A 21,369-nucleotide genomic window follows, 5' to 3' on the forward strand; every position below is an offset into this window, starting at 1 on the left:
CGCGTTCAGCCAACCCCATGACTCACCTCCCGCTGTTCCCGATGTGTCGTGATAAGGGCGTCTCGGATGATTGGAGCTTTGCTCGCATCGCTCAGCCAGTTGCGATAGCGCGGGTTCCACCGGGCCAGGCCCTCGCAAGCCAGCTTCAGACAAACACCCGCTGCTTCATCCCTACCGGCGAGGAAGGCGACGCTGCCGTCAGGCAGTACGCGCTCGTATATACCAGGCACGATCTCAATCTTGTCCGATGCCTTGCCCTCAGCGGCTATGGTGCTCAGCGCGGTATCGCTCGTGACCACGGTTGCCTTAGGCTCGCTTGAGGCGACGACAGGGGAGGCCTCTTCTGCGCTAGCCACGGCCTGGATGCCGCCCTGCTGCGTGGCGGGAGGCTTTGTCTCGTCGTCGGCTCCGCCTTCCTCGTTGTCGACAACCATAGCCGGCTTGATCTTTGACGATCGCAAGCCGATCATTTCTTCGAAACCGCGGGGATCAGGCTGGTGGTCTCCTGCGAGCTGACTGCCAATCGCCAACAGCGTCTTCGCTGATACGCCAGTCGAGAACAGCCGGCCAATCGCAGTTATCCCGCCAAATTCCGTCCATTCTGCAATGAAGTTGTCTGCTTTGTAGATCGGCACGTCGGCGCCGACCTTCGAGCGGTCGATCGAACAGTCCGGAGGAATGATGACGAAGGCACCAATCGTCTCGAACGCGACGTCATGCCGACGCCCTTTCATCCAGGCCCTTAAAACCTCCCTTTGGCGTCGCGCCTGTTCAAGTGGATTAGGGATGTCGATCGGCCGTCGCCATCCCTCATACCAGACGTGCCATTCATTATGCTCGTTCTTGGAGATCCGACCACGATAGTTCTTCACCTCAACAACCGCAGCGGTGCGTGACAGTCGTGACAGGATGACATGATCGAACTGGGCGAACCCGCCGATACCGTCCGGAAGCCGCAGATCGTGCAAGAGCGCGTGGTTGGGCGCGTTATGGAAGTGACGATCTAGGATATGCGCGGTCGATCGCTCACCGTTTAGCCCGCGCTGTCGGTTCATAGTTTCCTTGCGCGCGCGCTCTGGCAGCCGGTCAAAATCCGAATTTGCCATGAACGCGGCGATCGCCACGCATTCTTCTGCTTTAGTCGACGGCTTAACGATCACGTATTTGTCCCCCTTTGGTTTGTTGAGTTTCAGCAGCAACCTTCTGTCCGGGCCTGCCAATGCACTGCCGGCAGTGACACGTCCCGCAACCGGCTGCCGGAGCCGCTCGCTGAATGAATTTGGACGATTTGGACCTCTCGCCCGGCGTCCACCTCAATTCGTGAGACGCAGTCGATGGCGGCCTGGACAGAGCGGCATGCACCGTCGTTGACCCCGGCACCGGCGTTCAGGAACAGAACTGATCTAGGGCTTGTGGTCAGCCAGCGGCGAATGGACGTTGTGGTGGACGACGTACCGGCCGCAAACCGTCCGGCATCCTCTTGAAGACGCGCTAACGCCATCCAGCCTGCTCGGTTGTCGGTGGAGACGTCGAGGTCCAGGCGCATCGCGTCGGCCATTGATTGATACCCGAAAGCACGAACTTTTTCCGAGACGTCATGCAGTCGGGCACCGGGTCTCCCCGCCACGTCCCAAATCATCTCGCCCAGCACACAGGTGAGACGGTTGTAAATGATGGGTTCCAGGCCGTCAGACCTTAAAATTGCTTCGCCGGCGCAGGCGAGCTCAAGCTGAGTGACGTGGTCCGCAAAAAAGTCCCAATTTCCCTTGACCGGGTCCAGCAGGAGGTCGGTATCCTGGATGGCCTGAAGGCGGGTGAGTTGGCTGCCTTCGTCGACAATCATCAGGCGTCCGCGACCTTGCCGCGCTTGATTCAGCAGCAGTTCTAGGATGTCCGCTGGAATGGTATCGGCCGTGCCGCAGAGGATCACGGTGGTTTGTGTGTCGGTCATCGTCACATATCCAAACTGAGGTTTTTCTGGGGAAGGCCGCGGATCTGTTCGCCAGACTCGATCATCGCGGGCAGGGCGCTTAGGTCGTCCATGTCGAGTGGACGCATGCCGAGCTCGTCGTCCTTGCGATCGGGCTGAACATCGCGCCGATCGGCGTCCTGGCCGTCCTTGATCGACGGCATCTCCCCATCGAGGTTTTTGATGTCGGAATAGTCGGTGGTCGACGCGCCCATTGGCGGCAGGTCCGTCATGTCGAGGCTGGCGGGATCGATCAGGATCTTTTCGCTGCTCGCCTCGTCGAGGCTCTCCATCGCTTTGGTGAGCGCATCGTCGGCCGCTTTGGTCTGTATGGCAGCACCATCGATATCGAGGCGGCCAAGGCTTTCCAGTGAAGAGGTTTTGTCGCCAGGGTTTTTATCCAGCTGCATCTCGAGCTTCTGCTGGCTGTCGACGACCATGGTCAGGTCGAGGCGAATACGGGTGACACCGACGTTGAAGAGCCGCTGGTTCGACAGATTACGCTCGAAGCTCTGCATCACCGTGATGCCTTTGTTCACGGTGATGCCCTGCGCCATGTGCATGTTTAGCGCGTAGGCGAGGTCCATCCGCTGCATCATCGGGTCGTTCTTCTCGAGCGTGACCTGTCCCTTGTTCGCCAGTTCGACCGTGACCTTGCCGTTCTCAATGCCGGCGATCGTGGCCAGCGAGGCATTGTAGATGCCGCGCTCCTTGTCGTTATCAGTCCACCGAATCCGGTCACCTTCGTGAACCTGGATCGTCTCGATCGTCGCGAGCGACATACGATCCTTGTCGATCATCGGATCGATCTTCTGAGGACTGAACTTGATCGACTTACCGTTTTTGACGATCTCGACCTTGCCGTTTGCAAAGCTGCGCCGGACCTCAGCTACTCCGCGTTCGAGGTTAAGCTCCGGCACCGAGCCCTTGATCTCCAGCCGCTGCCCTTTCTCGTAGGTTTTGGCGTAGCGCAGGTCCTCACGCTCGATGTTCACGTTCTGGATGACCGCAATGGATAGCCCGTCACCTTTGAGCGTGCCCTCGTCCTTCAGGCCTTTTTGCACCGCCTGATTGATCGCCGCGCGGGTCTGGCGGCCGGACGCGAAAATGGCCGTGTTGGCACGTTCATCGGGCGACAGGGCCAGCCACAGGTCGGAGGCGTGCGCCGATGGATCCTCATGCTCGACGACCTTGTCGCCAAGGACCTTCATGGCCTGACCCGCCTTGCCGATGTTGGCCAGCGCCGCGACCGTACGCAGCTGGTCAGTCTGCTGGCGAAGGTTGTCATCCATGCGCGCCATGCCGATCTTGTCGGCCTGCATCATGGCAAAAGCCTTGCCGGCATCGATCGGGAGGAGCTGCTGGCGATCGCCGATCAGTGCAATCTTCTCGATGCCGAGCGCTTCAGCGATCGTCAGCATTTTGAGCATGTCGCGGTTCGACACCATCGACGTCTCGTCGACGACGATAACCGTGTCCTTTAATTCGTCACGGCGTGCCTGCGCATCGAGCGTGTTCGGGTTGGTGACGTGCTTTTCGTTGTGCCAGATGAAGTGGGCCATCGTCTCGGCTTTAACGCCGGAATCCTGCATCTGGTCGACCGACATTTCGCGGCCGGGACTGGCGTCAGGGCGTGCCATCCCTTCGCTCATGTCGGCGACCATCTTATTCTGAAAGGCGAGGCCCAGGATCGATTTGCCTTCTCCCTCAACGACGCGGGCAACGGCCTGCAGCATCGTCGACTTACCGGCACCGGCGATGCCCTGGACCGCTACGATGCGGTCGGAGGTCGATACGATCAAGGTCGCGGCTGCGAGCTGGCCTTCGTTCAGAGGGTGAGGGGAGGCGGCCTGCAGTCGGTCTGGCGCTTCCGAGGGAGCCACGATCGGGGCACCTGCGTCTTTACCCGCCTGGACCCGCGCAAGGATGCTCTCCTCGGTGTGAAGCGCTTCCGGTGTCGTGACAGCCTCGACCTTCTGACCCTGGTGGGTAATCTCCCCGGATAGCAGTTTGCCCTTCTCGAGGAGCTGCTCGACCCTCGCCTCGACATGATCGATGGTGACGCCCTTCAGGCCGAAATCGAGCGCCTTTTTGGCGACCTTGTCTTTGTCGAACGCCGCTTCGCGCTGATTGAGACTACGGACCGCGGATGCGACAGCAAGCTGCGCGTTGGCCTGCCCCGTTGACTGCGCCAGGCGTACAAAGCCGCGGTCAACCAGCGGGTCCGGTGACCGGAGCAAGCCCGACACCGTATCTATCGCGACTTTCACGGCGTCCGCAATTACGGTGTAGCCGCGCCCGATCGGGCCAGCATTCTCGCGTTGCTCCAGCTTTGCGGCGTTCTGTAACGCTCCTTCGAGCAGCTTCTTGCCGTCAAACCCTTGCTCTGCGGCCTTCTTCATCCAGTCGAGCACGAGGCCATCGCGGTCTTCGACATTCAGCTTGGGATCTCGCGTATTTACGGTGATTTTGTTACGGCCTTCCGGCGAGACAATGCCCAGCTCAGCCGCTTTCTCCATGATCTGTTCACGGCGCTGGCTGAACGTCTCCAATACCGCTTTCGGAACGCCGGCAATTTCGAACGTCCCGTGCTTGCCGGTCATCTGCACCTGGTAGCCAAGCTTCTCCAGCTCATCGCGCAGGAAGCTATGATAGATCGAGCCGATCACGCTGTTGCTTGACCATATCCGGTCTGCATGAAGGGCATGGAGTTTGCCGTCCGGCCCCCTTGTCATGTTGGCGACGATGGCGTGGATATGTGCCTGCGGATCTAGTGCTCGGCTCGTGTCGTGCTGGAACAGGGCGTAGACCAGATTGCCGGTTTTAACCGCCTCGGTTTTCCCGTCTTTCGTCGAGCGCGTTTCGGCTAGGTTCTTTTCGACCCATGCCATGGTCTGTTGGACTGCCTTGGTCTGTGCGCCGTCGGGTCCAAGAATGCGTCTGTCGCCGGCAATATACGCCATAACCGACACGGATTTCGGTGCCGAGAACGTCAGGTCGTAGCCTGGCCGTCGCGAACCCTTATCATCTACGACGCGCTCGCCAGAGGGAAGCTCGCCATTGAGCGCCTTGGCAAATGCCTCCTGCGAAACGGTGCCGGTAAGGCCAGCTGCGGTAGCGCCTTCACCGCCCCACATGCTGACGTCACCGGCCTTCTCATCGGTGTAATATTCGCCGCTGACGAAGTCGTCCTTGGTGAAATATTTTGCGGCGCCGGATGCCGATTTAACGGATGCGATCGAGTGCATCGTTACATCCCGTATCCGTCATCAGGGAAGGCATCGCGCGCCTCCCGGATCGACAGGTCCTCCGGCCGTTCTCCGGTCGGCGTAGGATCGTCTTTCTGGCGCTGCTGGTCCTCACTGCGCGCCTGGACGGACTTACCCTCCAGAGACCGTTCGCGGTCCTTGCGATCGTCATCGCCGGAACGCTCACGCATGTCTTGGACGAGCACCGGCGGTTCGGTTCTGGCGGTGGCTTCAACCGGTGTAGCGTCGCGCGAATTGTCGACCTCGTTCTCAGTCGGCTGCGACAGGATATTAGTGGCGAAGGTGTTGGCCACGTTTGCCGGCTCAACCTCTTCTTCTGTCAAACCGGGCACATCGCCACGTCCAACATCGTCGTCGCCACTCTGCGGCTTGCCACCATCTCTGCGAACCACCCTTCCAGGCTCGTCCGGCTTAGCCGGTTTCCGCTCGATGAAGCCCTCGGCGACGGTCGGGTAATGTTCCCATTCCAGGCGGATGCGGGCAGCAGGGAAGCCATCGGGAAACTTCACGAAGCCGTGCAGGCTGGGCAAATTCATGATGTCATCGGGGATGACCAGCGGCTCGATCTGTTTACGGGGGGTCAGGGTCGAGGCGTCGCGAGTGTTGTTGTAACCATAACTGTACCCCTCATCCATCTGCCGGATCTCGCGGTTGCCAATGTAGCGGGCACCCTGTTCGGCGGTGTCGAGGTCGGCTGCGGCGAGGATCAGTTTGGTGCGTGCGAGCGACGACAGGTTGCGGGCATTTTCCTCGCCGTAGACCTGCGTGAGCTTGTCGAACGAGTGCAACCCAAGGACCATTGCACCGCCGAAGTTACGGGCGGTCTGGAGGCCGTCTTCGATCGCCGGCAGGCGGTGGAGTGCGCCCAATTCGTCGAATACGAACCAGGTGCGCAGATTGCGGGTCTTCTTCATCGTCATCAGCGCGTGAATGGCGAGGTTCGACCAGAGCGTGAGCAGCGCCCGGTTCATCTCAAGGTCGGTGTAGTTGGAGGTGATGAAGAGGATCGAGCCGGGCTTTTTCTCGGCCGTCATCCAGTCCTTGATTGAGTATTGCGGCCCGTCATCGGGCAGGAAGCGAAGGACCTGCGCGTTGGTATTAAAGACGGCTCGGATCGACTCCGCCATCTTGGCTGCCTCGGGTGCCGTGATGGGGTCGGCGATGGTATTGGCGAGATGCTTGTGAACCAGCTTGAGGTCGGCGGTCATCAGGTTGTCGGCGAGCGCCTGATTGGACGTCAGCCCCTTTTCGATGAGCTTCATGCACATCTCGATGAAAAGGGTGCGCGCAGCGAGTGCCCAGAACGGATCGGCCGCTCCGCCATCGGAGGGGATCAGGGCTCCAGCGGCAGCGGTAAATTCGCTATAGGTCCGGCAGTCGTTGAAGATCGTCCAGGCCGGGCAGCGTGCGTCGGCCGGGTTGAGAATGGTGTCACGTGTCGGGTCGTAGAACGCCTCAACATAGGCCCCGGTCAGGTCGAACACGACGGCGGTATCCTCGCGTTCGCGCATCTCCCGAAGGAGTTTACGGAACACGGTCGTTTTACCGGAACCGGTGGTGCCGAGCGTCATGAAATGTGACTGTTCGAGACGGTGTGGAAACGGGATGCCGGCAACTGTGTAGGGGTGGTGGATCCCGCCCATCTTGCGGGCCTTGAACTTCAGCTTCAGGACCTGTTCCGGCGTCTTGTCCGGAAAGAGTTTTGCGGCCTCCTTCACGAACTCGATTCTGTTATGCTGGGCGATCTCGGAATAGAGCAGATCGCGCTCGACCAGCATGGCGCCGCGCTCATGGCGCTCCTGGATCATCGCCTTGCCGCGACGGGCCGAGAAATCGACGTACCAGATCGACAGCGGGATGGTGATGCACGAGGCAATCGCGACCGAGCCCATGAACCCCTTCACGGCCTTGTGCCATGCGAGGATGACCTCTGGCACGTAAGGCACGTAGCCCATGTAGGTGTGGCGCACGCTGTTGTCGGGCAGACGCAGGTTGATGCGCTTCATTTCGTCGAACGATATCCAGTCCCACAGCCCGGACAGGATACGCATGGAGATGAGCTGGATGTTGTTCTCGTCGAGGGTGAGCGACAGGATCGTGGAGTAGGCGATGACGAAGATGCCAAGCCACATGTAGAGCGGCATTTTGGCACCCTGTAGCCACATCAGGACCTGGGTATTGAGAAGCTGGCTGCCACGGGTGAAGTTGCCCGAATTGCGCGGTGCTTCACCGCGCGCGCTATGGTGCTTCTGGGGGATCGGACGCCGGTCGTTACGGATGTCCTGGCGGGGCGCTTTGGGGTCATCACGCGCCATGATGAAGCTTCATGCGACGGTCGGCTTCGAGAACGAGTGTCTCGCGCAATTCCGGGTGGTTTTCCCGGATGATCGCATCGAGCGCGACCTGCATATATTCGGTCACGCGCAAGTGGCGTCGCTCGCTGCCTTCAAGCAGCTTTCGGCCATCAAGATGTTGTTCGATCGCCCGACGAATTAGGTCCGACGGCGAGCACTCCAGTTTGGCTGCTTCTGCCTCTATACGGGCACGCAGATCACCGGCTACCCGAAGGGTATAAGGGCGTGAGGTACTCAAGTAACCAGCCTCCTAGCAGAGAGGCTGATGGGTCCTTAGGAGGACGTTCCTTATAGCTGTGGAACGCGGCTACAACAAGCTCGATATCGTGGTTTGCGCATAAGCCGTATTACGGTGTCTTACGCAGGAAACGGCGGAAATCTGGGCTTTTTGGGGCGTATTACGTTGTAAGACAAACTGTAAGACGTTGTATACACTGTCTCTGACTCTCTAACTCGCTGTTAAGCCACGGAAAAAGGCAAGCGCAGCTTGCGTAAGGTGTGCTCTACTGTAGTCCCGATTCCCATGTGTCGATTTGATCTCCATGGTCCTTCGTATCGATATGATAGCATATCGGTTTTCCGAGGGGCAAAAGCCCGCCTTTGCGGCGGAATGATAGTCGAGCTGGTTGCGCTGGCGTGATGTCTTGGGATCGTTCTGCGATGATCGTCACCGGGTTTTCCTTGGTGTTAGAAGCTGGTCGTTGGTTGGCGCTTTTCCCTCGCCTAATCGATGGCTATACCGGTCCCGTTCAGAGCCCGATCAGCCTGACCAAAAGGCAAGTATTATGGCGAAGTCACTGGACGCTGAAATGGCCGCGATCGAGGCCGAGGAACGCAAGCTGGCAGATCGCCGAAAGGCGCATCTAAGGAAGCTGCGGGATACGGCTATTGGGACAGTCGAGAAGGTAGGGTTGCTCAAGCTCCCGCTAGATCGACTGGAGCGGTTGATGGAGGCGGTGAAGACGCTGGGCGTGGACGAGGTCGAGAAGCGGCTCACGGCGAAAGCCTGAGACGGTTCGAGACCGAGGCCCACGCTAATGGCCGCACGGGTTTGCTACCTTGTGCGGCCATTCTCTTTTTGGACAGGGAGAGGCGCAGCCGGCTTAGTAGCATCAGGAAAAAAAAGGGACGCGCCAGCCGGTAGGCTGGGCGTCCCATGCGGTCGTTTTAGATAGACGGGGACGGATCAGATCCACGCCAGCAGGTACTCCCCTTCGATCGGTTTCAGTGCCGCCATCGTCGCCAGCGTTTCACTGCTCTCGGCCATGTCCGGATCGGAATCGAGGCGCCGCCTGATGCGGGGATCCGTCAGCCTCCGGCGGAGCTCCGTCATCGGCACCATGCCGGCGACCATGCGGTCGATCCCAAGGCCGTCTAACAGCGCCAGCGCTTGGGGGTTTGCGAGAGCTATTTCCGGGGCAGCATCGGGGTTCAAAGACAGGCGTATCGTAATATCGCCAGTGGGTTCAGTCTGCGCCACCCGGACGCGTCGACCGAGGAACTGAGCCTCGTCCAAAATCGCGATGAGGGAAGGGTCGTGATCGAAGCATTTGGAGACGGTCGCGAGCGACAGATGGCAGACGCGGGCGTCGAACTCGAACCATGGATCGCCGATGACGCCGTAGGCCGGGAGCAACATGGCAAAACCCAACCGGAGCGATTGTTCGGCAAGCAGATCGCGTAGCGATGCGAGCTGGTCGGGAGTGATGATTGCCGCCATTGGCGCAAGGATGGCGCGGCCGTCTTCGACGCGGAACGTAATGGTCATGATGACCTCCTTCGTTGGAACCGCAAATCTCTCCCTCCCTCCTCTCCGGAGAGGTTTCGCGACGCCTGTGATCGAGCATCACCGTCGATGCCGCGACGCGTAGTCAGCGCACGGGGGAAAGGCCGCTGCGCGCAGGCGAGCGAGGCGTGCAGGTATATAACTGTCAGACGTTGGAAAACCGCGGCAGCAGCGCTGGGGCGGGCTCGATGCCCGCACCGGCGCTTCCCCGGCCGATGCGTAGCCAGGGGAGGCCCGACGGGGCCGTACCGAAGCGAGCGAGCCGGCGCCGCACGCCCGTCGAAATCAGCAACGGAAAAGGGCCACCCGATCGCCCGGATGGCCCTTTAAGTATTAGACGATGAAGGGAGGAGCCAAGCCCCTCCCGCGGTCATTTGATGAACTGGGCGTAGGCGGTGAGCGCAGCCCCGACCGCGATTGCTCCCGTCATCAGTGAGCCGAGCCCGATGATATACCATTTAAGTCCGTCGATTGAGGTCTGCATACCCTTAAGGCCGCTTTCCAGCTTTACCTCCAGACCGGCGATTTGCTGCTTCAACGGCTCTATTGCGCGACCCACGGCCATGTCGATCTGCTCCTCGACGACGACGACTGCCTTTGCCGCTGCCTCATCGTCTATATTAGCCGATCTTAGTGCTCTGAACAACGCGACTTGCATTTCGTCCTCCTTCTTCTTCAAGACGCATTCCGGATTAGGGCGGCGCGGCGAGGGTCAAGGGATCGCTCTTGCGACCGCTTTAGCGGCGGTAGGGGCAACGATTTTTCGCAGAAAAATGGTGGGACCCTGCCGTCCCTTGAGGCTTGTCGCGCCGCCCGGGATAATGGGACGACTTGAGATAGATTTTCCCCGCGGCAGCAGCGCCAGGGCGGGCTCGAAGCCTGCACTGGCGCTTCCCCGGCCGATGCGTAGCGAAGGGCAGGCCGAAGGGCCTGACCGATGCGAGCGAGCCGGGTCCCGCGCCAGCCCCAAACCGGACGGTCGGGCAGCTCGTTCGCAATGCTTCTCAAGCTGCGGCAGCGCATTACCGGAGGGGGGAAGGCGACCGGCTGCGCGGCGTCCAGGTGCGGCCCGACGGGGCCGTGCCAAGGACGGCGCGCGGCCGGTCGCCTGGCGTGGGGGGAACCGTAGGGTTCCCCCCACAGCAACGCTGACAAAAAGGGGCCAGCGCGGGGATTTCGCCCGCCGCTGGCCTAGTGTTTCCTGCCAAGGAAAGGGGAGGGGCGGCGCGCTCTTGGCTGCGCCGCCCGGATAGGGTCAGCCGATTGCCTGCCGCTTGGTTGCGGTCGGTGCCGGTGCCTGTCCGTCGATGCGGAAGGCGTGGGTCGGGACGCGGGCGTCCTTCAAGGTCTGTAACAGGTTCGATTGCAGGCCGGAACCTTGGCAAACGATGGCTTCAACGGGGGCGAGTTTTACAAGCTGCTCGTTGCGAACGAACCCGGCGCGGTTGCCATAGCGGCCCGTCTGCGGTGTGAAGGCAACCACGGTAACGCCACGGCTTGCGGCCCATGCTGCGGCGATCATGTCGCACCCTTTACGCTGCGCGGTGGTGCAAAGCGTCATGTGCGGGATACGGGCTTTGATCTGGTCGAGGCGGTCCCAGAGCTGTTTAAAGTCGTGCCACTCCTGACCGCCCGAAAAGACGACAAGCGGGCCGGTGGGGTTGCGCTTTTCGCGGTGGTCCTGCGCGCGGGCCTTCAAGAAATCGAGGGCGGCAATCTGGCTTGCAGTCCCTCCGCTGGAAACCTTCGATCCGCGCGCGGGGGACCAAGGGTGGCCGGACTGTGCCCGGTAGCAGTCGGCGGCATAGTCGCGCATGCATTCGATGGCGGCGCGCTGTTCGGTCTTGGTCTGCGCGCGGAGTTGCAATTCCTCCATCTCGACGGCGTAAATCTCGGACGGATCATAGCGGCGCGTCATCTCGCCAAGGTCGCGACAAAGCGTGTCTTCCTCGCGTTCCAGTTTCTGCGCTTCGTAGTGAAACGAATTGACGAAACCCCATGCAATCGCCTGTGCACTCGCTTCTAGGCGGGTATCGCGGAACAGGTCGAAAAGCGTTGCCATGATCGCCGCGCAATCGTGCTGCGCCTCGATCGGCTCGGGCATGTCGAGTTCGGCACGGTCTGCGCCCATTTCGACGATCGAAAGCGCGCCAACGTCGCCGAACGCTTCCTGAAAATTGGTCGTTGCCGCTGCGTCGGCGATGCTCTCGGCAATCTCCGCCGTGCGGGGGTCGGTCGCGTCGTCGGACGCGCTGCCGGTTGCGGGCGTGGCGTTGGTGCCGTTCATGGCTTCGCCCAAGTCGGCAAAGCTGGTAAGGCGCGGGGAGGTCGTTTTCTTGGTCATGGTGCTAACCTTTGGCAGGGATTGCGGTTTAGGGTCGGGGGAGGGTTGCACCCCTCTCCCCGCCCGTTTGAGTGGTCTTAGAACGCGGGGATTTCGTCGTTCAGCGGCTCGGAAAGCTGGCCGTTGTCGGTGGCGTTGCCGGTGCCGAAACCGTCATCCGATGCCTTGCGGCGGTTCTGGCGGGTGCCGTCCAAATTTTCGCGGCGCGTGGTCGGGCGGTTCCAGACGACGCGGAAACCCTCTTCGTTATTGCCGAAAAGCATGATCTGGAGGGGTTCGCTGATGCTGGGGTCGTCCAGCTTGCCCTGATAGAAAACTTCGCCGCTGCTGTTGCTGGTCATTTCCCAAAGCGCGCCGATCTGCACCCAACGTTTCGCGACGTTCAAAACCATGATTTCGAACGCGGGGGCCTTGTCGTTCGTCCTCTCGACGGGGCGGAGGCCAAGGCGCGCGAGGTCGATGGTTGCCGTTGCGACCGAACCGAGAAGCTGACCGCCGACTGACTTGAAAGAACCGATTTTCATAGTATTCACTCCACGTTGCAGGGGCCTATCCCCCTGTTTGCCGGTGATTGGGGCCTTTCCCCTCCGGCATCTTCTTTTTACCCCCTCCACTCTATTTTACCAACCTGATTGATTACTTGACGCCCAATCATCGTACACGGTGAGTCCGAGCATAAAAAAGCCCCCGACTAGGGGGCGTAAATAACAAATCAAAGAGGCATTGATCGCGGTAGCGAGCAATTCTGTTTCTACCGTGCTGATGGGCAAGGCCCGGCCTTTGTTCTCATCGCACCCGGAGCCGTCCTCGCAGGGGCTCAAGAGGCAGGCACGGCTGGCGGGGTCAACACGAATGACGGAGGCTCCGCCGCTTTAGCGGTGGAAACCGTAGGGCCTTTAGGCCCGGTATTCTTGTTGAGGCGTCTTCAAATCAAACAAAAGCATTGTCCGCTTGCGGACAATTCTCCTTTGACGCCGACCCCGTCGGACGGGTCTGCCACGCCGAGACACTGAGAGACGGCGAAGGGTGTGATGAGAACACAGGCCCACAAAGCACACATCATGCGCCTAGCGCATGATTCCACAGCCGAAGGCTGCCTGCGGTGGTCGTTGTCCTGGGCGTGACATCAGGGTGGATCCGTACCCCGCCCCACGCCATCCGCGGACCCTGGCGCACGAGCCCTCTCAGCGCGTGCCGGGAGCCCGACAAGTGATTGTACCCGAAGGGCGGAGACCCGCTCTTCGCGGGGCTCCGGGAGGCTCTTGCCGACTATTGAACGGTCCCGCCCTCTTGGGCGGGATGTCCCAAACCTTCCTATTTTTCCTTCAACTCTTCGAAGATTTCAGTCGGCTGTACCCCGCCCATAAGCCATATCCGAGACGACCCCATCGACAAGAAAGCATCACATTTCCGTAGGGGAAAAGCTTGGCTTGAGCCCATCAATCAAGTCTTTAGAGTGGCCTATCGAAAAGGGCGAACGTCACAGCGACGGTGGCCGAAAACACGAAAGCAGATGCCTCGCGATGTATGATCGTCCGGCAGGGGAGGGGTACAAAAATGAATCCGGAAGCGATGCTCGGCACATTGGAAGGGCATCATCGAGACATCATGGCTGGCCTTCGCGAAATCAGACGGCATTGCGGCGAGGAAAACCCGAATAGTCGAGAGCTGGCGGACGCCCGGGAACAGTTGACTGCGTCCAGCCTGTCGCGGTCCAGGTACGTCAGTGAGGTGATCGTTCCAACGTTACTAAAAGATGCCGACGATGGCTTGAGGACGGAGCTGTCCGAGTTACTCTTTGCGACCGCAACCAAGCGGATGATTTCGCGCGCGCATATTGCCGAGTGGACGTCGACGTCGATCGAGGCGGACTGGTCAGGTTATTGCGCCGCGGCGCGGGATATTTGGCCAATGATGGAAGAGCAGATCGCGCGTGAGACGAGGGTGTTGGCCGCCCGGCTAAAGCATCGGTAGCGACATCAGCCGAGTTGGGTTCCTTCAGATCATGGCGGCGGCACGTTGCCCTGGTCTACCCGGCTACCGTCAGGCGCAGCGGGTGGCGTTCGGCAGACAAAAAAAGGGCCAGCGTGAGCCAGCCCGGATAGTTTTTAGGAGAGGATGCCTGAAAGGCGTCGCCATGCTGCATCTGCGAACATCGTTTTGCAACCGCGAACAGGCTTGAACCGCATAATTTCTGGTTGTTAACCGGCGAAAGCCGGCAGCCGCATTTCGCGCGATCGATCGGCTATCCGGAGGGACATTGAGCGACCCGCCCATCGGCACTGTTGAACGAGCATTTCAGCTGGCGAGGGAGGGCGCCTGTCGCTCGGTTTCGGACATTCGAGAACGCCTTACTGCCGAGGGTTATGAGGGCGTGTTCAGCCACCTGAACGGCATGAGCATCAGGCGTCAGCTGACTGCTGCGCTCGTTGCGCGTGGCGTGACGACGCCGGTCGAGAGCGATGACGTCTGAACCACGCCCTCCTACGCGGCTCAGGCCGCGTTCTTGAGCGGTTCTGGCAACTTGCCATCGGGCAGGGTTTCGCGAAGATGGCCATGGATCATCTGCGCGTTGAACGGCTTCGAAAGAAACGTCGCCTTCTCCGGAAGGTCGCCGGTTTCTGGGCTTACGCGCCCGCTACCGATGACGATCTCGATCCAGGGGTAGTTTTCGGCGACGTGGCGCGCGAGCGCGAACCCGTTGGTGTCACCCGGCATGTCGACGTCCGAAAAGAGGAGGGTGATGGTGTGGGCGTACTCGGGAAGCATCGCGATCGCGGCATCGCCGCTACTGGCTTCGTAAGTGCGGAAACCCGCGTCTTCGAGGATCCCAGTTATATCCATAAGGATGAATGGTTCATCGTCGACGGCAAGAGCGTAGGGGATTGTTGATAAGGTCATACGCATCAACCCGCCATTTGCGAAAATGGCTCCGATGCAAAGCGCATGCAGTGCACGTGTTTACCTTTTGGAACGGGTGTCGATCGCTTCCTGAAGAAGGCATGCCGAAACACTTCCGCTATCTTCTTCGCGATCTAACAGAGTGAGCGCCATTTTCATGAGGTTCAGCGGGACGTCGACCAGCGGTTGATCGGCAGAGGTGGATTCCGGGATCGCATCAGTCATTCGACCTCTGATACCTTGATTCAGATCAGTCGGCTATGATCGACGGTTCGGTATCATCAACGAAGCAGCGCTCGATGTCATTCTTCGATCGGCCTACGCGCCATCGGCTTATTACCACGATTGGATAGGTGGACCAAAGCCACCCCGATCGCGGCAAAGACTACGAAAATAGCCCATGCGACTGGACTGGCATTCAGTTCGGGTTTTCCGGCCATGATAAGTAGTTCGCCGAAGGCAGCGCCAAGACACATGGCTGCCCCTACTGTGCCAATCGCCAACGACATGACGAAGCCTCCGGCCATCCCGAACACTGTCATCGCCATGAACCATCCCCAATGGTCAGGGATATACGGCGCCGCCCTCGTTACCGAGGCCCCAATAAGTACCACACCAAAAGCGAGGGCCGTTCGTGAGTGCATGGATCTCATGATCGTCTCCTGGCTGTCACTGATGGTAGGTCCACGGATCAAAAAGCGTAACATCTGTGCCTGCGAAGTCGACGACATTTCGGGTGACGATCGTCAGGTCGTGTACGAGGCCCGTCGCTGCGATCCAGGCGTCGCGTTCGCTCTTGGTGTCCGGAACGTGCAGCCTCGCGCAGCGCAGCGCGATCGTTGTGTCGACGGGGAGTATGCGCCCGGCAAAGGCGGGCATGACCTTGTCGTGTAGCCAGAGCTGCAACACGCCGGCTTGCCGCGTATCGCGCCGTTCGAGCAGTGCGATGCCGAGCTCGATCTCCATGATCGTGATGACCGAAAGGAACATGTCCGCCTGATCGACGCTACCGGCCCACGCTTCGACGGCTGGGCTAATCTTTCCGCTACGCCGCTTGCGAAGCTCGGACAGGGCGTTGGTGTCGAGCAAAAACATCAGTCGAACACCGCCGGACGCGGGAACGATGCCGCCCTGCTAAAGTCGACCTCGATGTCTCCGACCTCGTCCATGTCGAGGGCGTCGAGGATGTTGCCGGGGGGCGCTTTCAGCCGCTCGTATTCGGCAAAGGGCATGACCGCCATGATGGGTCGGCCGCGTTCGGTGATGATGACTGCGCCATCAACCGCGGCCCGCTTGATGCGACCTGGTTCGCGATTGAAGTCGCGACTGGAAAAAGTTTGCATGGCGGCTTGACCTTCTTTGTCGTGACGTACAGACATTGCCGCGGGCAGCGGAATTGTCAATGTTCGTCACGCGACCGGGTATTGCTCGATCGCTTGACGATCCCGCCAAATCCCAAGCCTCACCCGAAGGAGGATATGATGAAAGTACAGGATATGATGCGGGGGTACGACTATGACCTCCCGCTATATGACGTGCTGAACAACAGCGGCACCAACGAGAACGGCGACCCCGAAATATCGACTGATCGGCGGGTGCTGGCAGGCGCCACGATCGGGATCGGCCTCGACGTCGCCTATTTCGCCATCACGGAGATGCAGGAAGCGTTCACCGCACTGGCGAGCGAAACGAGCAACGGCATGGGCCGTGGCGAGGGGCACAAGGATCTCGAAGAGATCCTGCGCGACAAGAGCCCGTTCCAGATGCGGCTTTGGTACCTGCTATACGACACGCCTATCGAGCAGGCGATTACAGAACTCGCCTGGTTGCAGAGCCTGACGTACCGTCGTGGTCGGATGTGCGTGGTGATGCGCGAGCAGAAGCTCGCGGTGATCTACGCCACGAACGCCCAGTTGTGCGAGAGCCTGACGGCTGCGCAGATCATGGCCAACGTGACGACCGAGGGCTGACGATAGTCGCCCGGTCAGGCGACCAGGGCGAGAAGACTCTCCGGGTGATGTGGCCGGCACCGGGAGACACGGAAAGGCTGAATGGGATTTTCGGTGCGGACCACAAACTGGTCGACGCCGGTGCTCTCACGAAGCTGGATAGCCACGGCGTAGGCGTTCTCGAGTGAACTCAGTGAACCTCGTCGGGCTGAAAGTGCAATGACGGTCATGGTGATGTCCCTTCGGGGTGAAGTCCTTCGGGTGAAGTCCTTCGGGTGAAGTGCCGTATGGCGGGTGGAACGGCCGACAGGCTCGTTCATAGAAAATTGACGACGATCCGTATATCGAGGGTGGTGGACCGGATTCGACGCAGATGCGTTAAGCCAGTCTATCCACCGTTTCGACGGAGGATCCTTCGATCGACGGGGCCGGGACCGCTGCTATCGGTTCCGGCCCTGTTTTCGTAAGCGGAAACCGTCGGCGTCAGCTGAGCCAATTCTCCACGCGAAGACCCCGAATGCGTGTGAACTCGCCGACATTAGCGGTGACCAGCGTGGCACCCAGCGCATAGGCGTGAGCTGCGATCAGGAGGTCGTTGGGGCCGATCGGTTTGCCAGCGGCTTCAAGCTCGGCGCGGATCCCGCCATATTCGGCGTCGGCCGGGACATCGAGCGGAAGGATCTCGAGCCCGCCCAGAATGGCTTCGACTTGCTGGAGCAGGCGAGGGGACCCCTTACGGGCGCTACCATAGCGCAGTTCGGCCGCGGTGATGATGCTGACACACAGATTGTCGCTCCCGATCTCGACGATCTTATCGAACACCGCGCCTTGAGGATTTCGAACGAGGTCGGAGACGATGTTGGTATCGAGCATGTAGCGTGAGCCTGTCACAGGTCGACGGCCCTGAGCGGGAGCAGCGTAGCATCGAGATCCTCTGGAAACAGATCTTCAGAGGCGAGGGGGGTTAGCCCTTTCAGGATGTCGAGAAGACGGGCCTTGGGTTCGGGTTCGATGATAAGCTTGTCGCCTTCCTTGTGGATAAGCACACGGCTTCCCGAAAATTCGAACTCGGCGGGAATTCGCACTGCCTGACTGCGATTGTTGCGAAACAGCCTGGCTTCGCGCACGTCGACATTAGCAGATGTCTGGGTCACGACGCCTCCTTTGTATATGCCATGTATATACCTTGTGGGGCTGACGATATCAATCGCGATGAGCGATGGCGTCGTAGTTACGTCCGTGTCGTCCATCTCAGGTGGCGTCGCCGTGGAAAGCGCGGCGCTTTATGCGGTCCTGGCCTGGGTTGCTGCTTGAGACGGCTCCCGGCGAAAGCCGGAACCAAGCCATGCAAAATCGATGCCGAATATCCGCCAACTTATTGATTTAACATAAGACGTGTTATCGATCCGAATGATCTTCATGGCTCTAACCCATGCTGAAGCAGTTCGTAAAGTTACCGCCGTCGTATGCGACGCGCCTTCGATCTCGACCCGGTGAAGCCCAACTCGATCAGATTGGCAACACGCGCATCACGCGCCGAAACGCTGGTCTCGCCCAGCACGACGACCACGATACGCCGACCTCGACGCATCGCCGACGCTGCGAGATTGTAGCCGGCGTCGGACGTGTACCCGGTCTTGATGCCGTCGACACCCGCAACCCGACCGAGCAGATGGTTGTGATTGCCAATGCGGCGCGATCGCCACTGAATCGTACGTCTGCTGAACCGGGCATATTGCCGCGGAAATCGCCTGACGATGGCGCGCGAAAGCTTCGCCATGTCGCTCGCCGTCGTCACGTTCCCAGCGCTGGTCAGCCCGGATGCGTTTGTAAACCGGGTGTTCCGCATCCCAAGCTGGCGTGCCTTTGCCGTCATCAGTCTGGCAAATTTTGGTTCATTGCCAGCAATGCGTTCGGCCACGGCAACGGCCAGGTCGTTCGAAGAGATCGCTGCGATAGCATCCAGCGCTTTGCCGACTGTGATCCTCCCACCTGCGGCTATGCCTAAATGCGTCGCCGGCTGGCGGGCCGCCCGGCGGGATATCGGCAAAGGGTCACTTAGCCGTAAGCGGCCGTCGGCCAGCGCTTCGAAAGCAAGATAGAGCGTCATCAGCTTGGTCAGCGACGCTGGCCGTCTCGCCGCATCCGGCGCCTGCGAAAACAGAACGGTACCGGTTGAGGCATCGACAACGATCTCAGAGACGCGTGATCGGGCATATGCAGCCTGCACAGGCAGGCCGAATGCCAAGCTAGCAACGATAAAACAGATCTGTAAACGCCGTAGGGAACTGAAAAACATGCCGAAGTTGGTATCCTCAATGAGTATTGAAGATGCCAACTCTGACCTGACTGCTGCCTTAAGCGGCGCGCTCCGAAGGGCGCCTCGGAGCGACTGCTACTCGAGGTCGCTTTCTGTCACTGTTATCAGATTGGCCGTTGGCCGAAGCTCGGCAAGATCGGCGCAGATATCGAGTATCTCGTCGCTAAACCGCTCGAACAGTTCCAGGGCGTCATTGTCTGGTTCGTCGCCGCTCACTTCACGCAAAACGGCGTATTTCACGGCAAAATCGCGGTCGTCGCTGTCGATTTCGGCGGTAAACTCGACCTGCTTTTCGCGGTCGTTGTCGATCAGGCTGTCTTGATCAATCGTGAGACGGTTCGCCATGTATCACTGCTTCCTTGTTTGGCAGGCTCCCCTGCCCGAAGGCTACACAGCGCGCAAACTCAGCAAAGGCTGATCCCGCGGTACGTCGCATCGTCCACGATGATCTTGGCAGTTCCCGGCCCGACGATGGTGTTCACCTTCCCCAGCGTCGTATCGATCGTGTCCCCTGGGAATACGATCTCGACCACATGAGAATTGGCGACTGGGAGCCCATCAGCGTCGATCACCATCGGCGCCGGTAGCAGTTGAACACGAAAGGTAGGTATGTCGGAATTGGTCATCGTGCCTTCTCCGGCCTAGTGGATCAGTGTCAATGCCCAGGGGCTGCAGCGTAGAAACCGTTCCAGCATGGGCCAGGAGTAAACACAGTCGCGTTAGAAAACTGCGTTTGGAGCCGACAAGTTAATCATGGACTTGGCACATGCCTGCGGGGCTTATAGGCATGGCTGTCTTAATCAGCGACGCAATTTCGAAAGCCAGGTTTCATGCAGGTCATCGTCCGCGACAACAACGTCGACCAGGCTCTTCGCGTTCTGAAAAAGAAGCTGCAACGTGAAGGCGTGTACCGCGAGATGAAGCTGCGCCGTCATTTCGAGAAACCGTCGGAGAAGCGAGCTCGCGAACACGCAGCGGCCGTTAGCCGAGCGCGCAAGGCGGATCGCAAGCGCGCCGAAAAGGATCAGTAAGCCTAGGGTTTGTTAGACCGTCACCGTGTGGGTGCGTGCTGTTTGCTCAGGCGGCGGACAACGGAGACGAGCTTCGCCATTGCGGGGTCACGGATCGGCTCGGCGAGCCGCATCTCCCGGCTTCGTCCATCGATCGTAAGGCCAACCGTATAGGTGCGCGCATCCGGTCTGGCGATATCAGTCGATGGCTCGCAACCGAAGAAGTCAGCCTGGTCGGCAAGGCTGGTGAGTTCCTGGCGCTCGGGCGTTGCGAGGTCGCCGAACGAAATGGTCTGCTCCTTCGCACGACCGGGAAAATGGGCAAGGCCCCCCTCGATCCGTACCCGGGCTTCGCCCGTCACGGTCTCGTCGCAAGCCTTGCCCATCTGCATCAGATCACTCCAACCGCTGTCCATGCTTCGGCGACGGCTGTCGTCTCGGCACTGTCCGTACCGTGCAAACGCCCCGCAACGTCGATGGTGACGCGGGCAAAGCCGGCGAAGTCTGTGTTGGCCCGCGTATTGGGGTCCAGCAGCGCATTGTACCATATCCGACCGGCGCGGTCCCATGCGTTTCCACCGATCGTCGTCGCGGCCAGGTAGAAGGCCCGGTTCGGGATACCGGAGTTGATGTGAACCCCGCCATTGTCCTGATTGGTGCGGACAAAATCGTCCATGTGGCCCGGCTGCGGGTCCTTGCCGAGGACTGGATCGTCATAGGCCGTTCCGGGCTCCTTCATCGACCGCAGCGCGACGCCTTTGACCGCAGAAGTCAGCAGTCCGGCACCAATGAGCCAGTCCGCTTGATCAGCCGCCTGGCCCAGCAGCTTCTGCTTCACCAGGCTACCGAACACGTCCGAGATGCTCTCGTTGAGCGCGCCCGACTGGTTGAAGTAAGCGAGTCCTGCCTCCTTCTCGGTGACGCCGTGGGTGAGTTCGTGACCAATGACATCGAGCGCGATCGTGAAGCGGTTGAACAGCTCGCCATCGCCATCGCCGAATACCATCTGGGTGCCGTCCCAGAAGGCGTTGTCGTAGTCCTGATCGTAATGGACCGTGGCGTCGAGCGGCAGCCCGGCATCGTCGATCGAGTTGCGCTGATAGGCCTCCCAGAACAGCGCAAACGTTGCACCCAAGCCGTCATAGGCCTCATCGACCGCGATATCGCCGGTTGGTCCCTCCCCTTCACGTCGCACGACCACAGAACCCGGCGCCTCGGGCTCACCCCCGGCGTCACGGATTGTGCGCAATGGACTTGGGACAAGGATGTTGCCCGCAGCCGACCGCCGTCGGGCGAGATCTCCGGTGACGGGGCCAGCCGTACTGGCCCGGACGATCCGGATGGTCGGATCAATCATCAAGCTGTGCATTGCCATAGCGCGCAACGCGGGCGAACCGTTCTCGGCGATCTTGGATAGGATGTAGGGCGGCAGGATGCAGTGAAGCGAATGCCGATGCGTGGACATGC

The 21,369-nt window shown here is 60.1% G+C and carries 25 protein-coding genes; 4 read left to right on the forward strand and 21 right to left on the reverse strand.

The window, feature by feature from the left end:
- Positions 1 to 5: 5 nt before the first annotated feature.
- The 5 genes from C8J46_RS15365 to C8J46_RS15385 are packed head-to-tail and all read right to left on the reverse strand — an operon-like array spanning position 6 to position 7,830.
- Complete coding sequence (locus C8J46_RS15365) at positions 6 to 1,199, reverse strand: nuclease-related domain-containing protein (RefSeq protein WP_132741084.1); 1,194 nt, start codon at positions 1,197 to 1,199, stop codon at positions 6 to 8.
- Positions 1,190 to 1,951 (reverse strand): hypothetical protein, encoded by a 762-nt coding sequence (locus tag C8J46_RS15370; RefSeq protein WP_132741086.1) that lies wholly within the window; start codon positions 1,949 to 1,951, stop codon positions 1,190 to 1,192. Before C8J46_RS15370 ends, C8J46_RS15365 begins: the two co-directional genes overlap by 10 nt.
- 2 nt (positions 1,952 to 1,953) lie before the next feature.
- Complete coding sequence (gene mobF, locus C8J46_RS15375) at positions 1,954 to 5,217, reverse strand: MobF family relaxase (RefSeq protein WP_132741088.1); 3,264 nt, start codon at positions 5,215 to 5,217, stop codon at positions 1,954 to 1,956.
- Between the two features lie 2 nt (positions 5,218 to 5,219).
- Positions 5,220 to 7,553, reverse strand: a complete 2,334-nt coding sequence (locus C8J46_RS15380; protein ID WP_132741090.1) for a type IV secretion system DNA-binding domain-containing protein — start codon at positions 7,551 to 7,553, stop codon at positions 5,220 to 5,222.
- Positions 7,543 to 7,830 carry a hypothetical protein gene (locus C8J46_RS15385; RefSeq protein ID WP_132741093.1) on the reverse strand — a complete coding sequence of 96 codons (288 nt, stop codon included), beginning with the start codon at positions 7,828 to 7,830 and terminating at the stop codon, positions 7,543 to 7,545. Before C8J46_RS15385 ends, C8J46_RS15380 begins: the two co-directional genes overlap by 11 nt.
- A 547-nt stretch (positions 7,831 to 8,377) precedes the next feature.
- Between C8J46_RS15385 and C8J46_RS15390 the strand changes: the two genes are divergently transcribed.
- Entirely contained in the window at positions 8,378 to 8,602 is a 225-nt protein-coding gene (locus C8J46_RS15390) for a hypothetical protein (RefSeq protein WP_093400787.1), read from the forward strand.
- Between the two features lie 176 nt (positions 8,603 to 8,778).
- Here C8J46_RS15390 and C8J46_RS15395 read toward each other — a convergent pair whose 3' ends face one another.
- The 4 genes from C8J46_RS15395 to C8J46_RS15410 form a co-directional block, all read right to left on the reverse strand.
- Complete coding sequence (locus C8J46_RS15395; protein WP_132741095.1) at positions 8,779 to 9,360, reverse strand: hypothetical protein; 582 nt, start codon at positions 9,358 to 9,360, stop codon at positions 8,779 to 8,781.
- A gap of 388 nt (positions 9,361 to 9,748) precedes the next feature.
- Entirely contained in the window at positions 9,749 to 10,057 is a 309-nt protein-coding gene (locus C8J46_RS15400) for a hypothetical protein (protein ID WP_132741097.1), read from the reverse strand.
- 576 nt (positions 10,058 to 10,633) lie between these two features.
- The gene (locus C8J46_RS15405; RefSeq protein ID WP_132741099.1) at positions 10,634 to 11,722 is read right to left on the reverse strand and encodes a DUF2493 domain-containing protein; all 1,089 of its coding nucleotides are present in this window, start codon (positions 11,720 to 11,722) and stop codon (positions 10,634 to 10,636) included.
- Between the two features lie 77 nt (positions 11,723 to 11,799).
- A complete protein-coding gene (locus C8J46_RS15410) occupies positions 11,800 to 12,246 on the reverse strand; it encodes a DUF736 domain-containing protein (RefSeq protein WP_132741101.1) in 447 nt (148 codons plus the stop codon).
- A gap of 1,033 nt (positions 12,247 to 13,279) precedes the next feature.
- Here C8J46_RS15410 and C8J46_RS15415 point away from each other — a divergent pair.
- Positions 13,280 to 13,696 carry a hypothetical protein gene (locus C8J46_RS15415; protein ID WP_132741103.1) on the forward strand — a complete coding sequence of 139 codons (417 nt, stop codon included), beginning with the start codon at positions 13,280 to 13,282 and terminating at the stop codon, positions 13,694 to 13,696.
- 519 nt (positions 13,697 to 14,215) lie between these two features.
- Here C8J46_RS15415 and C8J46_RS15425 read toward each other — a convergent pair.
- The 5 genes from C8J46_RS15425 to C8J46_RS15440 all read right to left on the reverse strand — a co-directional run bounded on the left by C8J46_RS15425 (position 14,216) and on the right by C8J46_RS15440 (position 16,026).
- A complete protein-coding gene (locus tag C8J46_RS15425) occupies positions 14,216 to 14,629 on the reverse strand; it encodes a response regulator (RefSeq protein WP_236701757.1) in 414 nt (137 codons plus the stop codon).
- Positions 14,630 to 14,683: 54 nt separating this feature from the next.
- Positions 14,684 to 14,848 (reverse strand): hypothetical protein, encoded by a 165-nt coding sequence (locus tag C8J46_RS20905; protein WP_165886582.1) that lies wholly within the window; start codon positions 14,846 to 14,848, stop codon positions 14,684 to 14,686.
- Between the two features lie 77 nt (positions 14,849 to 14,925).
- The gene (locus C8J46_RS15430) at positions 14,926 to 15,171 is read right to left on the reverse strand and encodes a hypothetical protein (RefSeq protein WP_132741107.1); all 246 of its coding nucleotides are present in this window, start codon (positions 15,169 to 15,171) and stop codon (positions 14,926 to 14,928) included.
- A gap of 121 nt (positions 15,172 to 15,292) precedes the next feature.
- On the reverse strand, positions 15,293 to 15,718 hold the full coding sequence (locus tag C8J46_RS15435) for a type II toxin-antitoxin system VapC family toxin (RefSeq protein WP_132741109.1): 426 nt from the start codon (positions 15,716 to 15,718) through the stop codon (positions 15,293 to 15,295).
- Positions 15,718 to 16,026: a type II toxin-antitoxin system Phd/YefM family antitoxin gene (locus tag C8J46_RS15440; protein ID WP_200874032.1), complete on the reverse strand. Its 309-nt coding sequence runs from the start codon at positions 16,024 to 16,026 to the stop codon at positions 15,718 to 15,720. Before C8J46_RS15440 ends, C8J46_RS15435 begins: the two co-directional genes overlap by 1 nt.
- A 78-nt stretch (positions 16,027 to 16,104) precedes the next feature.
- Here C8J46_RS15440 and C8J46_RS15445 point away from each other — a divergent pair, with 78 nt between their 5' ends.
- Positions 16,105 to 16,593 carry a hypothetical protein gene (locus C8J46_RS15445; protein ID WP_132741111.1) on the forward strand — a complete coding sequence of 163 codons (489 nt, stop codon included), beginning with the start codon at positions 16,105 to 16,107 and terminating at the stop codon, positions 16,591 to 16,593.
- A gap of 462 nt (positions 16,594 to 17,055) precedes the next feature.
- On the opposite strand, the gene C8J46_RS15455 is transcribed toward C8J46_RS15445, so the two are convergent.
- The 5 genes from C8J46_RS15455 to C8J46_RS15475 all read right to left on the reverse strand — a co-directional run bounded on the left by C8J46_RS15455 (position 17,056) and on the right by C8J46_RS15475 (position 19,518).
- On the reverse strand, positions 17,056 to 17,445 hold the full coding sequence (locus C8J46_RS15455) for a type II toxin-antitoxin system VapC family toxin (RefSeq protein ID WP_132741113.1): 390 nt from the start codon (positions 17,443 to 17,445) through the stop codon (positions 17,056 to 17,058).
- Between the two features lie 14 nt (positions 17,446 to 17,459).
- The gene (locus C8J46_RS15460) at positions 17,460 to 17,726 is read right to left on the reverse strand and encodes an antitoxin (RefSeq protein ID WP_243643430.1); all 267 of its coding nucleotides are present in this window, start codon (positions 17,724 to 17,726) and stop codon (positions 17,460 to 17,462) included.
- A 299-nt stretch (positions 17,727 to 18,025) separates the two neighbouring features.
- Positions 18,026 to 18,871: a D-alanyl-D-alanine carboxypeptidase family protein gene (locus tag C8J46_RS15465; protein WP_132741117.1), complete on the reverse strand. Its 846-nt coding sequence runs from the start codon at positions 18,869 to 18,871 to the stop codon at positions 18,026 to 18,028.
- Positions 18,872 to 18,967: 96 nt separating this feature from the next.
- Positions 18,968 to 19,237: a DUF1488 family protein gene (locus C8J46_RS15470; protein WP_132741119.1), complete on the reverse strand. Its 270-nt coding sequence runs from the start codon at positions 19,235 to 19,237 to the stop codon at positions 18,968 to 18,970.
- Positions 19,238 to 19,296: 59 nt separating this feature from the next.
- On the reverse strand, positions 19,297 to 19,518 hold the full coding sequence (locus C8J46_RS15475) for a hypothetical protein (RefSeq protein WP_132741121.1): 222 nt from the start codon (positions 19,516 to 19,518) through the stop codon (positions 19,297 to 19,299).
- Between the two features lie 204 nt (positions 19,519 to 19,722).
- Between C8J46_RS15475 and rpsU the strand changes: the two genes are divergently transcribed.
- On the forward strand, positions 19,723 to 19,923 hold the full coding sequence (gene rpsU, locus C8J46_RS15480) for a 30S ribosomal protein S21 (protein WP_056483632.1): 201 nt from the start codon (positions 19,723 to 19,725) through the stop codon (positions 19,921 to 19,923).
- 20 nt (positions 19,924 to 19,943) lie between these two features.
- Here the strand turns inward: rpsU and C8J46_RS15485 are convergent, their stop codons facing one another.
- Together C8J46_RS15485 and C8J46_RS15490 are read right to left on the reverse strand one after the other, a co-directional pair.
- Positions 19,944 to 20,294 carry a protealysin inhibitor emfourin gene (locus C8J46_RS15485; RefSeq protein ID WP_132741123.1) on the reverse strand — a complete coding sequence of 117 codons (351 nt, stop codon included), beginning with the start codon at positions 20,292 to 20,294 and terminating at the stop codon, positions 19,944 to 19,946.
- Positions 20,294 to 21,367, reverse strand: a complete 1,074-nt coding sequence (locus C8J46_RS15490) for a M4 family metallopeptidase (RefSeq protein ID WP_243643431.1) — start codon at positions 21,365 to 21,367, stop codon at positions 20,294 to 20,296. The genes C8J46_RS15485 and C8J46_RS15490 overlap by 1 nt, the downstream gene beginning before the upstream one ends.
- Positions 21,368 to 21,369 lie beyond the last annotated feature (2 nt).

Origin of the sequence: Sphingomonas sp. PP-F2F-A104-K0414 (genome assembly GCF_004340945.1) — a bacterium.
Taxonomy (GTDB): Bacteria; Pseudomonadota; Alphaproteobacteria; order Sphingomonadales; family Sphingomonadaceae; genus Sphingomonas.